This window comes from Streptomyces sp. NBC_01622, assembly GCF_045209635.1.
Lineage (GTDB): Bacteria > Actinomycetota > Actinomycetes > Streptomycetales > Streptomycetaceae > Streptomyces.
The window spans coordinates 5,762,710-5,779,108 of the sequence record NZ_CP109293.1 but is presented as its reverse complement, the minus strand read 5'-3'; the positions used below and the strand labels follow the sequence as shown (position 1 = coordinate 5,779,108).

Genomic DNA, 16,399 nt, shown 5'->3' with positions numbered 1-16,399 from the left:
GCCTTCATGGGGCGTCGGCTCGTACCGCTCACGTTGGACAACCTCCCGGACATTCCCCAGCGTTGCCGGTCGTGCGTCTTCTGGGAGCTGGACCCCGTCAGCGGCCAGGCCGCGGTAAGAGCGGGCACGACGGCCTTGGAGAAGGAAGCCTGGATCTCCGCTGTCCTACTGGACTGGGGCTCCTGCGGGCGGGTCGTCTACGTCGATGATGTGCCGGTGGGCTTCGTCCTCTACGCGCCTCCCGCCTATGTTCCTCGCTCCACGGCGTTTCCCACGAGCCCCGTCTCGCCGGACGCCGTACAGCTGATGACGGCGTTCATCATGCCGGGCTATCAGGGACAGGGGCTGGGCCGGGTCATGGTCCAGACGGTCGCCAAGGATCTGCTGCGGCGGGGCTTCAAGGCGATCGAGGCCTTCGGCGACACCCGCTGGAAAGAGCCTGCCTGCATACTGCCTGCCGACCATCTGCTCGCTGTGGGCTTCAAGACGGTCCGCCCGCATCCCGCCCATCCACGACTGAGGCTGGAGCTGCGCACAACGCTCTCCTGGAAGGAGGACGTGGAGCTGGCGCTCGACCGGCTGCTGGGGGCCGTACAGAAGGAACCAGCGCTGCGACCGCTCTAGGAGAGGTTAGGGACAACTCCAAAGCAAATGGGCCGACTCCGGGGAGTCGGCCCATCCATGTTTCACGTGAAACATCACTCGGCGATGAAGTCCTCAAGGTCGCGGACGATCGCGGCCTTCGGCTTCGCACCAACAATGGTCTTGGCGACCTCGCCACCCTGGTAGACGTTCAGGGTCGGGATGGACATCACGCCGTACTTGGCGGCCGTACCCGGGTTCTCGTCGATGTTGAGCTTGACGATCTCGATCTTGTCGCCGTACTCGGCGGCGATGGCTTCGAGGGACGGAGCGATCTGACGGCACGGACCGCACCAGGCGGCCCAGAAGTCCACGAGGACGGGCTTGTCGCTCTTGAGGACGTCCTGCTCGAAGGAATCGTCGGTCACATTCTTCAGAGTGCCGGCCACGGCGGGCTCCTTAACTTGATCGTGCGGTGGGGCGGATGGGGGTCAGACGGTGGTCTTCGCGGGCTCTGCCTTCTCCTCGTCCGCGAGGGCGGAGAGGAAACGCTCGGCGTCGAGAGCCGCGGAGCAGCCGGTGCCGGCGGCGGTGATCGCCTGGCGGTAGGTGTGGTCGACGACGTCACCGGCGCCGAAGACACCGGTCAGGTTGGTCCGGGTCGAGGGCGCCTCGACCTTCAGGTACCCCTCTCCGTCCAGGTCCAGCTGGCCCTTGAAGAGCTCCGTGCGGGGGTCGTGGCCGATCGCGATGAACAGACCCGTCACCGCGAGGTCCGCGAGTTCCCCGGTCTTCAGGTTGCGTAGCTTGAGGCCGGCCAGCTTCGGGTCTCCCTCGATCTCGGCGACCTCGCTGTCCCAGACGAACTTGATCTTCGGGTCGGCGAAGGCACGCTCCTGCATCGCCTTGGAGGCACGCAGGCTGTCCCGGCGGTGCACGATCGTCACGGACTTGGCGAAGCGGGAGAGGAAGGTCGCCTCCTCCATCGCCGTGTCGCCGCCACCGATGACGGCGATGTCCTGGTCCTTGAAGAAGAACCCGTCACACGTGGCACACCAGGAGACACCCCGGCCGGAGAGCGCGTCCTCGTTCGGCAGGCCCAGCTTGCGGTGCTGCGAGCCGGTGGTGACGATGACGGCCTTCGCCTTGTGCACGGTGCCCGAGGTGTCCGTGACGGTCTTGATCTCACCGGTCAGGTCGACGGAGACCACATCGTCCGGGATCAGCTCGGCGCCGAACCGCTCGGCCTGGGCGCGCATGTTGTCCATGAGCTCGGGGCCCATGATGCCGTCCTGGAAGCCCGGGAAGTTCTCGACCTCGGTGGTGTTCATCAGTGCGCCACCGGCGGTGACGGCGCCCTCGAACACCAGCGGCTTCAGCGACGCGCGCGCGGTGTAGAGCGCCGCCGTGTAGCCGGCGGGCCCGGAGCCGATGATGATCACGTTTCGGACGTCGCTCACGGCTTGGTTCCTCGTCTCTGGACTGCGTCAGTACGACCGGTGGGTGCCCCTGTCGGAGCCTCCACCCCACCCAACGGATCCTACGGGGCCCGCATTCCCGGTGTGTCCGGGCACACGGAGACGGCACACAGGAGGGAAGTACCACGCCGGTCGGCGATGAGACGTCCGAAGTCAGGAACGCGCGTATGACCGAATCAGAAGAACCTTGCCAGGGGCGGATGTCTGCCCACTGACACAGGCCGCGTCGACGACATAGGCCGTGACCCGGGTGCTGTCGGAAGCGTCGGGCAGCACCACGAGATACGCGGCATTCCCGTTGTAGGTGCCCTTCTTGGCGCCGAGCACATCCTCGTCACCGCGGTTGATCCCCTGCCTGATGCACTTCGGGATGGTGCCGGAGGGCTGGATCAGGGTTTGGGGGGTCTTGACGGAGGACTTCGGACCGTCCGGCACAGTCGCGGCGTTCCAGGAGCCTCCGGTGTCGGCGCTCCGACTCGTGGCGGTCTTCGTGGAGAGGAGATCCGCGACCTCGCTCTCCAACTTCCCCTTCGAGAAGGTGTCCGCGGCGCTGGTCGGGTTTCCATGAGCCGCGTCGGACGTCTTGTGGTCGCCCAGCGACTGGAGGAAGAGAGAACCGGCTCCGAGAACGGCTGCCGTGAACACGGCTCCGAGGACGATCCTCCCGCGACGACCGCCGCGACTCCGCTCCTTGCGTCCGGGACCGGTCGCCGCATGCGCACGTCCCGACGGGCGGTCCGCCTGAGGCGATGTTTCACGTGAAACGTGCGTCCCGGTGTCCTCGCCGGACACCGATCGGGAGGCGCTCACCAAAGTTGGCGCGGCCAGGACCTCGGGGGCGGTGGCACCCAGCAGAGCTTCCGCGGCGAGGGCCGCGTCGATACGGCCCGCGATCTCGGCGGGCATCCGCGGTGGGCCGGGCAGTGTGCCCAGCAGTCCCCGGATCTCCTCCAGCGAGTCAAAGACATCCGCACAGAGCTCGCACTCGTCCAGATGCTGTCGTACCTCAGTCGTCCTGGACGGCGGGAGGAGGCCCTCGGTGAGGTCGGAGATCTCCGCGACATCCGGGTGCCCGGCCGTGTCCGTCGTGGATGTCACGCTCGCCCACCTCCGCCCTTCACAGCAGCTGAATCGCTCGGCCCTGCATCCTTGGGACCCGACGATTCGCGTGGGCCCGCTGCCGGTGGGACGGATGTCCCCTGCGCCCGGTTCCGTCGTGCGCCCGGTTCCTCGTCGTCAGCGGCTCTTTCCGGCCGCAGATGGGTGAGGAGCGGAAGCAGTCTGGCTCTTCCGCGTGCGCAGCGGCTCTTCACCGTGCCCGTCGGCACATCGAGCATGCGGGCGGCCTCGGCGACCGGGTAGCCCTGCATGTCCACGAGGACGAGGGCGGCGCGCTGGTCGGGCGGGAGCGTGCCCAGGGCTTCCAGCAGTTGGCGGTGCAGGTCGTTGCGCTCCGCCGGGGCGGCGGCCGACTCGTGCGGTTCCAGAAGCTGTTCGAGGCGCTCGGTGTCGTCGACCGGAGACGTCTTCCTGGAGGCGGCCTTGCGGGCGCGGTCCAGGCAGGCGTTCACGGTGATCCGGTGCAGCCACGTCGTGACGGCCGACTGGCCGCGGAAGGTGTGGGCGGCCCGGTAGGCGGAGACCAGGGCGTCCTGGACCGCGTCAGCGGCCTCCTCGCGGTCACCGAGCGTGCGGAGGGCCACGGCCCAGAGACGGTCCCGGTGGCGACGTACGAGCTCACCGAAGGCGTCCGGGTCGCCTTCGACATGACGGGCGAGCAGGTCCTGATCGCTCATGCCGTCGTGTCCGGCGCCTTCCGCCATCGGACCCCCTCCCCTTCGGTGGGACGTCAGCCCGTGAACTTCACGTCGGTGATGGCCTGCTTGTAGCCGGCATCGCTGTACCGGTCGCTCGCCGCGTGCGGCAGAGCGGTGAGCCAGACAAGAACGTACCGGGTCTTCACCTGCTTGGTGACCTTCACCGTCGCACTAGTCCCGGTCGTCGTGACGGTGCCGATCTGCGTCATGGAGTCCAGGGAGGAGGACGACAGCGAGTCGGCCGCGTACAGCTTCACCGTCGTGTGATCGCCGCTGTAGTAGAGCCCTATGGTCGCCGTGGAGACGTCCTGCGCCGAACCGAGGTCGTAGACGATGCCCACGCCCGGCTTGTACGGCGCGAGCACCGGGCCCCCTAGGAAGCTGGAGGTCCGCCAGTACGTCGACGGGTCGCCGTCGTACGTCTTGTCGACGTCGTTGGGGTGCTGGGCGTCGCCCTTCGCCACGAACTCCTGGGCGGCCTGGACGGAGAGCGTCTTGACCGGCTTGGTCTTGCCGCCGCTCTTGTCGTTCCCGTCCGTCGTCTGCGTCTGCTTCGTGTCCTCGGACTTGTTGCCCTGATCCATCAGAGCGTCCGCGAGCTGCCAACTGCCCAGGCCCAGCGCGGCGATCAGCAGCGCGGACACGGCCCACTTGAGTGCCTTGCCGGTGCGGCTCTGCAGCGGGGGCGGCGGGGTCGGCACCGCCTGGGTGGCACCGGGACGTGGCGCGGGGCGGCCGTACGAGCCTTGTTGGTAGGTCGTGCGCTGGTATTCGGGAGGTGCGGTGAACGCGGGCTCCGGCGGGCGGATGCGGGGCATCTCGCCGATCGCCTTCACCAGCTCCTCCGGGGTGGTGCACGCCGCTTCGTGCCGGGAGGCTGTGGCACCGTCGTTGGCGAGCGCGCGCATGGCGAGCTCCGAGAGACCTCGGTGGACACCTGCGCGCACCTGGTCGGGGGCGATGAGACCGACGCCCTTGGGCAGCCCGGACAGGCCGTAGGCGTCGCTCTCGTACGGCCAGCGCTGGGTGAGAGCGGCGTACAGCAGGGCGCCGATCGCCTCGGTGTCCGTGCGCTGCGGGGTGTCCGAACTGATGCCGCGCAGCGCGGCGTTGACGGCCAGGCCCCGGATACGCCACTGGCCGGACGAGGTGCGCAGCACCGCGTTCGGGTTCAGGCGCAGATGGGCGAGGCCTTCCCGGTGGGCGGCGGCCATCGCCGAGGCGATCTGACTGACCATCTGGTAGGCGTCGTGCGCCTCCAGCGGGGCGGGCGCCAGAAGCGCCGTCAGTTCCGTGGCGTCGGGCAGCCATTCGTGCACGACGTAGACGAGGTCGTTCTCCTCCACGGCGTCCAGGACCTGGACGAAACGGGGATCGCCCAGCAGCGCCGAGGAACGGGCCGCGGCCAGTACCGAGCGGGCCCGCGTATGGTCCGCGGGCAGGATGTGCACACCAACGGCACGGCGGAGTTTCTCGTCCACCGCACGCCAACTGCTGAAGCCGTCCAGACGGGTGACGCACTCTTCGAGGCGATAGCGTCTGGCGAGCTTGTGCCCGCTGTGCAGTTCGGGAGGTGAGGCCTTCCCGGTTTCCTCGATCCCGCCACTCCCCTGTGCCTCGTCGCTGTCCGTGTCCCGCTCCGGGTTCTGGGCCACCCCGTCGGCCGTGGACTGGTCCGCCTGGGCGGTCAGCGGCTTGTCGCCGCTGTTGTCTGCCACGTCGACGGCAGCCGTGCTCCGTTCCGCCACCGCCGCTCCTGCCTCCCCATCCGTTGCACGCTGTCCGACGCCGAAACCAATTGTGCCCACAGTCTGCCGCTATGCACGACACACAGCGGCGGACGATGGTTGTGCATGTGCCCCCGGCTCAGCGCCCCAAGCGCCCGCGCACCATGCCGACGAGGGAGTTGAGCTCCTCGATACGCATGCGGCGGGCGGCGATGTAGAAGACTCCGAGCAGTACGGCACCGCCCACCAGAAGCGCGGCGAACGAGCCGACGACACCCTGGCCGAGCGTATGTCCGATCCCGTAGCAGGCCGCACCACTGAGCAGTGCGGCCGGCACCGAGGCGATACCGAGCCGAGCGTACGTCCGCAGCACGCGAGCGCCGTCCAGGTCGCCGTTGAGCCGCTTGCGCAGCCGGTTCCAGGCGACTCCGACACCGGTCGCGTACGCGAGGCCGTACGAGGCCGCCATGCCGACCACGGCCCAGCGGGCCGGGAGCACGAAGTAGCAGACCGCCGAGGCGCCCGCGTTGACCGCGGCGACGATGACGGTGTTGTAGAAGGGCGTCCGGGTGTCTTCGTAGGCATAGAAGGCACGCAGGACGACGTACTGCACCGAGTACGGGATCAGGCCGAGGGCGAAGGCCATCAGCATGAAACCCATGTTCGTGGCTGAACTGGTGCCCGAGGAGCCGAAGATCAGGGTGCAGATCGGGATGCCGAGCGCCAGGAAGCCGAAGGCGACGGGCACGATCGCGACGGCCGTGGTCCGCAGGCCCTGGGAGATGTCGTCGCGGACGGCGCCGCCGTCGCCCTCGGCGGCCGAGCGCGAGATGCGCGGCAGCAGGGCGGCCATCAGGGACACGGTGATGATCGCCTGCGGCAGACCCCAGATCAGCTGGGCGTTGGCGTAGGCGGCGAAGCCGGTGCCGTCGACCTTCGTGTCGTTGCCCGCGGCCGTGGAGAGCTGGGTGACGACCAGCGCGCCCGCCTGGTTGGCCAGGACGAACAGGACGGTCCACTTGGCGAGCATCGCGGCCTTGCCGAGGCCGTGGCCCTTCCAGTCGAAGCGCAGCCGCAGCCGGAAGCCGGTCTCCCGGAGGTACGGGATCATCGCGAGGGCCTGGACGACGAGGCCGAGGAGAACGCCGATACCGAGGAGCCGTTGGCCCTCCGGCGGGATCGTCGTGACCTTCATGCCGGAGTTCGCCGCGGTGCCGTAGACCCAGATGAACATGCCGAGCGTCACGATGATGACGACGTTGTTCAGGACCGGGGTCCACATCATCGCGCCGAACTTGCCGCGCGCGTTGAGGATCTGGCCCATCACCACATGGATGCCCATGAAGAAGATCGAGGGCAGGAAGTAGCGGGTGAAGGTGACGGCGACCTCGTTGGCGGCCGGGTCGTTGGCGACCTTCACCGACAGCAGGCGGACCAGGAGGGGGGCCGCGAAGACCGCCAGCGCGGTCAGTGCGCCCAGCGCCACCATGACCAGGGTCAGCAGCCGGTTGGCGAACGCCTCGCCGCCGTCCTCGTCCTCCTTCATGGCGCGCACGAGCTGCGGCACGAAGACGGAGTTGAGACCGCCGCCGACGGTCAGGATGTAGATCATCGTCGGCAGCTGGTAGGCGACCTGGAAGGTGTCACCGAGCAGGCCGACACCGAGGGCCGAGACGATCAGCGCGGAGCGGACGAAGCCGGTCAGGCGGGAGACCATCGTGCCCGCCGCCATCACGGCGCTCGACTTCAGGAGCCCGCCGGCCCGCCCGCCCTTCTTGGGAGCGGCCGAGGGCGCCGGTGCCGTCGGGGTGAGCTGCATCGTGGCGTCGGACATCGGCGCCGGGGTCGGCGCGAGGGGTGCCTGGTCCGAGGGCGGTGCCGGGGACGGGCCGGGGACCGCCGGGGGATCCATCGACGGGCGTCCGCCGCCCTGGCCCTGGTCCCGGAAGAGGTGGGCGAAGGCGTCCGGCTCCTGGTAGTCCTCGCCGGCCCCGGTCACCAGGTCGTCGACGCCCACGAACCGCGTCGTGCGGGCGTCGTCGCCGTAGGGCAGGTACTGGGTCGGACCTTCGGGCTCGGGCGCCGGGGTCTGCGCCCACACGCGGGGGTCGGGGGCGTACGGGGACTGGGGCGGCTGGGCGTAGAGCGGAGGCTGTGGCTGGTACGTGCCCGGAGGCGGCGGGGGGTGTGCGGCGCGGTCGTAGAGCGCCTCGGCGACCGGGTCCTGGGCGGAGAGGTCCTGCGCCCGGTAGGGGTCCTGGTCGTAGGCGTCCTGGAGATACATGTCCGCGGGGGGCTGCGGCGGCACCTGGCCGTGTTCGGGCGGCGGACCCTCGGGGTAGCCCGAGCTGCCCGCGCCCTGACCGCGGTCACCGTCGTACGGCGCGTTCATGGTTACCCCACCTCATCGTCCCCGGGCCCACCGGCCACGACATCGCTCAACGGTCCACTCTCTCACCCGTGCCGGACGGGTCGGCGCTTTCCGGTGCGGTGTCCGGTGTCAGGTCACTCGGGTGCTCCGGGTCTTCTGCCCGGGACGGAGTGCCGGACTCCTCCTGGAGACGGTCCTGCGGGCCCTCGGGGTTCTCCGGGCCCTCGGGTGCTTCGCCCGCCGCGTCGTCGGGCCCGTCGGGACCCTCCTCCTCGGCCTGGCGGGCGGCGGCGCGCTTGCGGTGCGTGTACATCCGGAAGCCGGCCAGGACGAGCAGCAGGACACCGCCGCCGATGACCAGCATCACTGTGGCGGTGACCTCGGTGACCTTCACGTCGAAGTTGACGGCCTGCCCGTACTCCTGGCCGTCCTCCGTGTACAGCTGGGCGACCACGCCCACCTTGCCGTTGGCGTTGGCCGTCGTGGTGAACTTCACCGACTGACTGTGCCCGCCGTTGACCGTGACCCGCTGCTCCGTGTAGGCCTTGCCGCCGATCTTGAGGCGCGTGGGGTTCGTCGAGGTGAGGCGCAGGATCAGGTGGTCGACGCCCTGCACCAGGTTGTTCTGCACGGTCACGGGGATCGTGGCGCTGCGGCCCGAGAGCTTGGTCTCGGACTTGTCGATCAGTTTGACCTGGTCGATGAGGTCGTCGAGATAACCCAGCACGCCCTGGCGGAAGTTCTCCGCCTCTCCTGCCCGGCCGCGCCACGACGTGGACATCTCACGGTTCATGGCCCGCCCGAAGGGGGTCACCACGCGGGCCTCGTTGCTGAGGATCACCTGGAAGTTGTCGAGTTTGTCCTGAGTGGTCGCGATCTCCTCGAAGGCCGACCTCGGCAGCTCCTGCTTGCGCAGCGAGGAGGGGTACCTGGAGGACGACGGGATCTTCGTGGTGGCACCCGCGTCCGGCTTGGCCTTGGCCGCCGCGGCGAGATCCTGCGACTCGGTCCAGGTGCTGCCCTGAAGGGCCGTCAGTGCCTCGGCCATCGCCTGGGCCTGGCTCGCGGTCGGGATGCGCTGCGGGGCGACGACGATGCTGCGCTGCTTGTCCGTCTGCAGGCCCAGCGCCAGGCTCTGGGCCAGGAACTCCTGCTCGGCGAGCGTGGCCGCCCCGGCCTTCGTCAGATCGCCCTCGAACGCCGTCGAGAGGCGCGCGTCGGCGACCACCGCCGTCGTACCGCCACCGATGGGGCGGGCCGCGGAGGGCGTGTACGGCAGGCCGCCGGTCTCCTGGAGGCTGTCGCTGCGGGTGATCACCTTGTCGGCGCCGGCCGAGGTGGCGACCTTGATGATCGACGGGTCCACGGCGCCGCTCACCGGCCACGCGAAGTCGGTGGTCGGTGTCACGTGGAGCACCGTTTCCACGGTGGTCGCGGCGACGCCCGTGGCGTCCTTGAGATGGCTCAGCGAGCCGGTGACGCTGGTGCCGTTGTGGGCGAGGGACGCCAGGTCCGGGTCGGCGAAGGGGAGGGCGACGACCTCCTTGTCCGCCACCGCGGACTGCAGCTGGGCCAGCCACGCCTTGGCGACCGCCTGGTGGGTGCCGGTCGTGGTGGTGCCGCCGTCGCCCTGGATCTTGTAGCTGCGGGTCATCGCGTCGACGGAGGCCAGCAGGTCCGGGTCGATCACCCAGGTGACGTCCAGGTCCTTGCCCAGGGAGATCATCTGGTCGAGCCGGCCGCCCGGGGCGATCTCCTTGGCGAGGTCGTCGTTGAGGAAGACCGGCGTCTGCTGTTCGTTGGAACCCGTCTGTGCCGTCATGTGGACGGTGGAGACGAGCGGCCACAGAAACGTCGTCTTCGTCTTCGTGTCCGCGTCGTCGGGCTGCCACGGCAGGAACGTCCGCTGGATGCCCAGCACCTGGTCCCACGGCTGGGCGGAGGTCTGACCGGAGAGCGAGACACCGAGCGGGTAGACGCCGTCGTCGCCCAGGCCCAGCTTGTCGACCGGCACGGAGAGGGTGAAGGGCTCGGCGACGCCCGGAGTGAGCTTGGAGAACTTCTGGGTGTACTTGTCGTCGATCTCCGAGCCGTCGACACCCTGCACGAAGTCGGTGCGCTGAGCGAAGCTGTCGATCGCCGAGCGGGTGCTCAGTGCCTGTCCCAGGCGCAGGCCCACATGGGCGTCGGTGACCGCCTGCTTGCCGTTGTTCGTCACCGTCCCGGAGACGGTCAGCGTGTCCCCGTCCGTGGGGGCACTGGGGGTGAGCGTGTCCACGGAGACGGACACCGTCTGCGAGCCGGAGGCGGCCCGCGCGGAAGTCTGCTCGGTAGCGCCGGCGGGCACGACGACGGACAGCTGGAGGAGGCCGGCCAGTAGAGGCGCCCCGGCGAGCAGTGCGCCGGTGCGCCGCAGCCACCGGCGGGCAGGTGAGGGACACGTCCCCTGGAAGTCTGCCGCCTCGGCCACGCGCTCGCCCGTCCCTCGTCATCGTCAGTGGTCGTCGCAATGTGCGTCCACGCATGGTAACGATGCGCGCTGAGGGGAAGTGCCGCGGACTGCTCCACAAGATCGCAGATCGATATCGGTGCGTCCCGTATGTGTGCGTATAAAGAGGAGCACCCCGGTACGTCGCAAGGGCTGTGCTTGCGCCGATATCAGGTGACATGTCCGTGCAAGTTTAATGGAGGCGCCCGGGGTCGCCCGGGCCACGTACCCTTTTCTGTTGTGCCGAACGCCAACGAAGACAACCTCAGTGCCCTGAGCCAGGTGCAGCATCGCGCGGTGAGCGAACTGCTGCGGGTGGCTCCCGTCGCCGACGACCTGGCCCGCCGCTTCCAGGAGGCCGGGTTCTCCCTCGCCCTGGTCGGCGGGTCGGTCCGCGACGCGCTGCTCGGCCGGCTCGGCAATGACCTGGACTTCACGACGGACGCGCGGCCCGAGGACGTACTGAAGATCGTCCGGCCGTGGGCGGATGCCGTCTGGGAGGTCGGGATCGCCTTCGGTACGGTGGGCGTGCAGAAGGACGCCCGCGTCGGAGACGTCGACCGGAGCTTCCAGATCGAGGTGACCACCTATCGGTCGGAGGCGTACGACCGGACCTCGCGCAAGCCCGAGGTGTCGTACGGCGACTCCATCGAGGAGGACCTCGTCCGGCGCGACTTCACGGTGAACGCGATGGCTGTCGCACTCCCGGAGAAGGAGTTCATCGACCCGTACGGCGGTCTCGGCGACCTCGCGGCCCGGGTGCTGCGTACCCCGGGTACTCCCGAGGCGTCCTTCTCGGACGATCCCCTGCGGATGATGCGAGCGGCACGCTTCGCCGCGCAGCTCGACTTCGAGGTCGCTCCCGGGGTCGTCACGGCCATGAAGGAGATGTCCGGGCGGATCGAGATCGTCTCGGCCGAGCGGGTGCGGGACGAGCTGAACAAGCTGATCCTCTCCGCCCACCCCCGCAAGGGTCTGGCGCTGCTCGTGGACACCGGTCTCGCCGACCATGTCCTGCCCGAGCTGCCCGCCCTGCGCCTGGAGAGCGACGAGCACCACCGGCACAAGGACGTTTACGAACACACGCTGATCGTGCTGGAGCAGGCCATCGAACTGGAGGAGAACGGTCCCGACCTGACGCTCCGGCTTGCCGCGCTGCTGCACGACATCGGCAAGCCGCGCACCCGCCGCTTCGAGAACGACGGCCGGGTCTCCTTCCACCACCACGAAGTGGTCGGCGCGAAGATGACCAAGAAGCGCATGCTCGCGCTCAAGTACTCCAACGAGCTGGTGAAGGACGTCTCGCGTCTCGTCGAACTCCACCTGCGTTTCCATGGCTACGGCACCGGCGAGTGGACCGACTCGGCGGTCCGGCGCTACGTCCGTGACGCCGGCCCGCTCCTGGACCGACTCCACAAGCTGACCCGCTCGGACTGCACCACACGGAACAAGCGCAGGGCTGCCGCGCTGTCCCGGGCTTATGACGGGCTGGAGGAACGCATCGCGCAGCTTCAGGAGCAGGAGGAGCTGGACTCGATCCGTCCTGACCTCGACGGCAACCAGATCATGGAGATCCTGGGCGTGACGCCGGGGCCGGCCATCGGTCGGGCCTACAAGTTCCTGCTCGAACTGCGGCTGGAGAACGGGCCGATGGAGCATGAGGCGGCGGTGGCCGCGCTCAAGGAGTGGTGGGCCTCGGAGAGCTGAGGCCATGGAACGGGGTCATGTTTCACGTGAAACATGACCCCGGACAGCATCAGGGGCGGTGTTTCACGTGAAACATGAGACACCGCCCCGCGCCGCAACTGCCTTACTTCTTGTAGTCCTTCAGGCAGAGCAGGAAGTCGCTGCCGTCACCGCTCTCGGTGTACGAGTACTGGAAGTCCTTCGCTGCCGCCGCGCACTTGGTCTGCGCCTCAGCCTCGGAGTAGTTGCCGCTGATCTTGGCCAGCACCGTGTACTGGGCCTTCGCGTCGCTGCACTTCACGACTTGGAGGTCCGGGTTGGTGTCGCTGGTGCTGCCGCGGTGCATGCAGTCGCCGACCTTCGCCGTGTCGGCGTCGTTCTGACTCGATATGACGCCGTAGATGGCTGCGCCTATACCGATCACGATGATGATGGCGAGCCGGATCAGCTTGGGGCTGAACCGGCGCCTGGGCTGCGCCAGGACCGGTTCGAACGGAGCCGCGCCCTGCGGGGGGAACCCGGGCTGGCCCGGCTGCTGCGGGTAGCCGCCCTGGGGCGGGTACGGGGCCTGGCCCTGGGGCGGGTACGGAGCCTGCGCCTGGGGCTGGCCGTAGGGCTGCTGGCCCTGGGCGTATGGGTTCGGGCTCTGAGGCGGCGGAGTTGTCATTCGGGGTCCCCCCTGGAACGTGGGCGCATGACGCGGCATGGCACGCGGCATGGTGCGAAGTAAGACGCACGTAAGTTACCGGCACCCACTGACACCGCTGTGACCCGGATCGACTCCGTATCAGTGATGTGACACTTTCCGGCGCTCAAAGTGGGCCATAGCCGCAGCAACCGTCGAGTAGATAACGGCGACCGTGACCACCAGCGTCATCGAGCGGCCGTCCGGCGGCAGCATCAGGGCGGCCATCGCCGCCGCGCCGACGAAGGCGACGTTGAACAGGACGTCGTAGACGGAGAAGATCCGGCCGCGGAAGCCGTCGTCGACCGAGAACTGCACGATCGTGTCCGTGGCGATCTTCGCGCCCTGCGTGGTCAGGCCCAGGACGAAGGCCGCCGCCAGCATCGGGGCGGTGGTGAACGGGAGGCCGAGGGCCGGCTCCAGGACCGCGGCGCCCGCGGCGCACACGGCGATCCAGCGGCCGGGGCCCAGTCGTCCGGCGGCCCAGGGTGTCACCACGGCGGCCACTAAGAAGCCGGCGCCGGAGACCCCCAATGCCAGCCCCAGCAGGCGCAGTCCGTCGTCCGGGGTCGACGACAGGGCGTACCGGCAGAGCATCAGCAGCAGGACCGTCAGGGCGCCGTAGCAGAAGCGCATCAGTGTCATCGCGAGGAGAGCCCGGACCGCCTCACGGCGCTGCGGTGCGGCGAGATGCCGTAGCGCCGCTCTCAGGTCCCGGGTGGTGCCGGCGAGGGCTGTTGCCAGTCGGGGCCGGGTCAACGCGAGGTCGGGGCCGAGGAGTTCGGGGGCCATGCGCAAGGAGGCCAGGGCCGCGCACAGATACAGGGCGGCGCCCAGCAAAACCACCGTGGCGTCGGTGTCCGCGACCAGCAGCCGGACGACGAAGGCGAGGCCGCCGCCTGCGGTCGCCGCCAGTGTTCCGGCCGTGGGGGAAAGGGAGTTGGCGAGGACGAGCCGTTCGCCGTCGGTCACGCGAGGGAGCGCGGCGGACAGGCCGGCGAGGACGAAGCGGTTGACGGCAGTGACGCACAGAGCGGAGACGTAGAAGAGCCAGTCCGGGACATGGCTCACCATCAGGACGGCGGTGGCCGCGGCCAGCAGGGCGCGCAGCAGGTTGCCGTAGAGGAAGACCTGGCGGCGGCGCCAGCGGTCCAGGAGGACGCCGGCGAAGGGACCGATGAGGGAGTACGGGAGGAGCAGGACCGCCATTGCGGAGGCGATCGCGGTGGCCGAGGTCTGTTTCTCCGGGGAGAAGACGACGTAGGCGGCGAGTGCGACCTGGTAGACGCCGTCCGCGCCCTGGGAGAGCAGTCGTACGGCGAGCAGGCGCCGGAAGCCCTGGAAGCGCAGAAGGACGCGCAGGTCACGGACGACGGCCATGGGCACAACCTCACATACGAGGAGGGTCCCCGGACGGAATGCCCCGGGGACCCTCGACGACCGGACCGGCGGGTCCTAGCGCTCGACCTCGCCCTTGATGAACTTCTCGACGTTGGCGTAGGCCTCGTCGTCGAAGTACTGGACCGGCGGGGACTTCATGAAGTAGCTCGACGCGGAGAGGATCGGGCCGCCGATGCCGCGGTCCTTGGCGATCTTCGCGGCGCGCAGGGCGTCGATGATGACACCCGCGGAGTTCGGGGAGTCCCAGACCTCGAGCTTGTACTCGAGGTTAAGCGGGACGTCGCCGAAGGCACGGCCCTCGAGACGGACGTAGGCCCACTTGCGGTCGTCGAGCCATTGGACGTAGTCCGACGGGCCGATGTGGACGTTCTTCTCGCCCAGGTCGCGGTCCGGGATCTGCGAGGTGACGGCCTGCGTCTTCGAGATCTTCTTGGACTCCAGGCGGTCGCGCTCCAGCATGTTCTTGAAGTCCATGTTGCCGCCGACGTTCAGCTGCATCGTGCGCTCAAGGCGGACACCGCGGTCCTCGAACAGCTTCGCCATCACACGGTGCGTGATGGTGGCGCCGACCTGCGACTTGATGTCGTCGCCGACGATCGGGACACCGGCCTCGGTGAACTTGTCGGCCCACTCCTTGGTGCCGGCGATGAAGACCGGGAGGGCGTTGACGAAGGCGACCTTGGCGTCGATGGCGCACTGGGCGTAGAACTTCGCCGCGTCCTCGGAACCGACGGGCAGGTAGCAGATCAGGACGTCGACCTGCTTGTCCTTGAGGATCTGGACCACGTCGACCGGAGTCTCGTCGGACTCCTCGATCGTCATGCGGTAGTACTTGCCCAGGCCGTCGAGGGTGTGACCGCGCTGGACCGTGACGCCCTTGTTCGGGACGTCGCAGATCTTGATGGTGTTGTTCTCACTGGCACCGATGGCGTCGGAGAGGTCGAGGCCGACCTTCTTCGCGTCGACGTCGAACGCGGCGACGAACTCGACGTCACCGACGTGGTAGTCGCCGAACTGGACGTGCATCAGACCCGGCACCTTGGCCGCCGGATCGGCGTCCTTGTAGTACTCGACGCCCTGTACCAGTGAGGCGGCGCAGTTGCCCACGCCGACGATGGCTACGCGAACCGAACCCATTCCGGTTGCTCCCTGTGTGTGCGAGGTGAGGCCCTGACTGGACCTCATGTGGTGGTGTCATCGGACGGATCCGGCCCGGGGGTGGCACCCCCGAGCCGGGGCAGGCCGCCCGACTCCCCAGATGTGCTGTCCTGCTGAGCGGTGCCGTCCGGAACGGGACCCTTCAGGTCACGTCCGGCCCGCTCGCTCTCGATGAGCTCGTTCAGCCAGCGCACTTCGCGCTCCACGGACTCCATTCCGTGGCGCTGGAGCTCAAGGGTGTAGTCGTCGAGGCGCTCCCGGGTCCGCGCCAGGGAGGCACGCATCTTCTCCAGACGCTCCTCCAGCCGGCTGCGGCGGCCCTCCAATACGCGCATGCGTACGTCGCGTGACGTCTGCCCGAAGAAGGCGAAACGAGCGGCGAAATGTTCGTCCTCGTACGCGTCGGGTCCCGTCTGCGAGAGCAACTCCTCGAAGTGCTCCTTACCTTCCGCCGTCAACCGGTAGACGATCTTGGCGCGACGCCCCGCGAGTGTGGCCGTGAGGGCGTCCTCAGGAGTGTTCCCCGACTCCTCGATCAACCAGCCGTTGGCGACCAGCGTCTTGAGGCAGGGATAGAGCGTCCCGTAGCTGAACGCACGGAACACACCCAGTGACGTATTGAGTCGTTTGCGCAGCTCATAGCCGTGCATCGGGGATTCGCGGAGCAGACCGAGGATGGCGAACTCGAGGATGCCGGAACGTCGGCTCATCGTTGCCTCCTCTCTGTCCGCGGTCCGACCATGACGGCCTTTATGCCGAGCTGATGTATCGACTCGATACATCCAGACGATAGAACGGCCTTCCAGATGCGACAAGTGGGGAGATGGTGAGCGGCGTCACATCACTGATTCGTTGGAAGCAAGTTGCCTGATTTGGGGTGAACTTCGGGGCTAAGCAGGTTTTGACGGTGCGTAGTCTGTGCGGCATGCACACCACCGGGAACCAAGTGACGCGTGGGGGCGTCAACGTCCCCGGTGCGGTACGGATGAATGCAGAACCGACCACA

13 protein-coding genes are annotated in these 16,399 nt (G+C 68.5%); 2 read left to right on the top strand and 11 right to left on the bottom strand.

What is annotated here, in order from left to right; translation table 11 throughout:
- Positions 1 to 6 precede the first annotated feature (6 nt).
- The gene (locus OH768_RS26500) at positions 7 to 624 is read left to right on the top strand and encodes a GNAT family N-acetyltransferase (RefSeq protein ID WP_406457594.1); all 618 of its coding nucleotides are present in this window, start codon (positions 7 to 9) and stop codon (positions 622 to 624) included.
- A 74-nt stretch (positions 625 to 698) separates the two neighbouring features.
- Here OH768_RS26500 and trxA read toward each other — a convergent pair whose 3' ends face one another.
- From trxA to OH768_RS26465, 7 genes are all read right to left on the bottom strand, one after another.
- Positions 699 to 1,031: a thioredoxin gene (gene trxA / locus OH768_RS26495; protein ID WP_007383275.1), complete on the bottom strand. Its 333-nt coding sequence runs from the start codon at positions 1,029 to 1,031 to the stop codon at positions 699 to 701.
- 42 nt (positions 1,032 to 1,073) lie between these two features.
- Positions 1,074 to 2,042, bottom strand: coding sequence for a thioredoxin-disulfide reductase (gene trxB / locus OH768_RS26490; RefSeq protein WP_406457591.1), 969 nt, complete (start codon positions 2,040 to 2,042; stop codon positions 1,074 to 1,076).
- 171 nt (positions 2,043 to 2,213) lie between these two features.
- Positions 2,214 to 3,158: an anti-sigma factor family protein gene (locus tag OH768_RS26485; protein ID WP_406457589.1), complete on the bottom strand. Its 945-nt coding sequence runs from the start codon at positions 3,156 to 3,158 to the stop codon at positions 2,214 to 2,216.
- Positions 3,155 to 3,883: an RNA polymerase sigma factor SigM gene (gene sigM / locus OH768_RS26480; protein ID WP_406457587.1), complete on the bottom strand. Its 729-nt coding sequence runs from the start codon at positions 3,881 to 3,883 to the stop codon at positions 3,155 to 3,157. The genes OH768_RS26485 and sigM overlap by 4 nt, the downstream gene beginning before the upstream one ends.
- Positions 3,884 to 3,909: 26 nt before the next feature.
- On the bottom strand, positions 3,910 to 5,625 hold the full coding sequence (locus tag OH768_RS26475) for a protein kinase family protein (RefSeq protein WP_406457585.1): 1,716 nt from the start codon (positions 5,623 to 5,625) through the stop codon (positions 3,910 to 3,912).
- A 118-nt stretch (positions 5,626 to 5,743) separates the two neighbouring features.
- Entirely contained in the window at positions 5,744 to 7,996 is a 2,253-nt protein-coding gene (murJ, locus tag OH768_RS26470) for a murein biosynthesis integral membrane protein MurJ (protein ID WP_406457583.1), read from the bottom strand.
- Between the two features lie 46 nt (positions 7,997 to 8,042).
- Positions 8,043 to 10,445: a DUF6049 family protein gene (locus OH768_RS26465; protein ID WP_406457581.1), complete on the bottom strand. Its 2,403-nt coding sequence runs from the start codon at positions 10,443 to 10,445 to the stop codon at positions 8,043 to 8,045.
- A gap of 258 nt (positions 10,446 to 10,703) precedes the next feature.
- Here OH768_RS26465 and OH768_RS26460 point away from each other — a divergent pair, with 258 nt between their 5' ends.
- Positions 10,704 to 12,170: a CCA tRNA nucleotidyltransferase gene (locus OH768_RS26460; RefSeq protein WP_406457579.1), complete on the top strand. Its 1,467-nt coding sequence runs from the start codon at positions 10,704 to 10,706 to the stop codon at positions 12,168 to 12,170.
- 103 nt (positions 12,171 to 12,273) lie between these two features.
- Here the strand turns inward: OH768_RS26460 and OH768_RS26455 are convergent, their stop codons facing one another.
- The 4 genes from OH768_RS26455 to OH768_RS26440 all read right to left on the bottom strand — a co-directional run bounded on the left by OH768_RS26455 (position 12,274) and on the right by OH768_RS26440 (position 16,103).
- Entirely contained in the window at positions 12,274 to 12,816 is a 543-nt protein-coding gene (locus OH768_RS26455) for a hypothetical protein (protein ID WP_406457577.1), read from the bottom strand.
- Between the two features lie 120 nt (positions 12,817 to 12,936).
- Positions 12,937 to 14,214, bottom strand: a complete 1,278-nt coding sequence (locus OH768_RS26450) for an MFS transporter (protein WP_406457575.1) — start codon at positions 14,212 to 14,214, stop codon at positions 12,937 to 12,939.
- A 75-nt stretch (positions 14,215 to 14,289) separates the two neighbouring features.
- Complete coding sequence (locus OH768_RS26445) at positions 14,290 to 15,372, bottom strand: inositol-3-phosphate synthase (protein ID WP_200713261.1); 1,083 nt, start codon at positions 15,370 to 15,372, stop codon at positions 14,290 to 14,292.
- Positions 15,373 to 15,416: 44 nt separating this feature from the next.
- Positions 15,417 to 16,103: a helix-turn-helix transcriptional regulator gene (locus tag OH768_RS26440; protein ID WP_406457573.1), complete on the bottom strand. Its 687-nt coding sequence runs from the start codon at positions 16,101 to 16,103 to the stop codon at positions 15,417 to 15,419.
- Between the last annotated feature and the right edge of the window lie 296 nt (positions 16,104 to 16,399).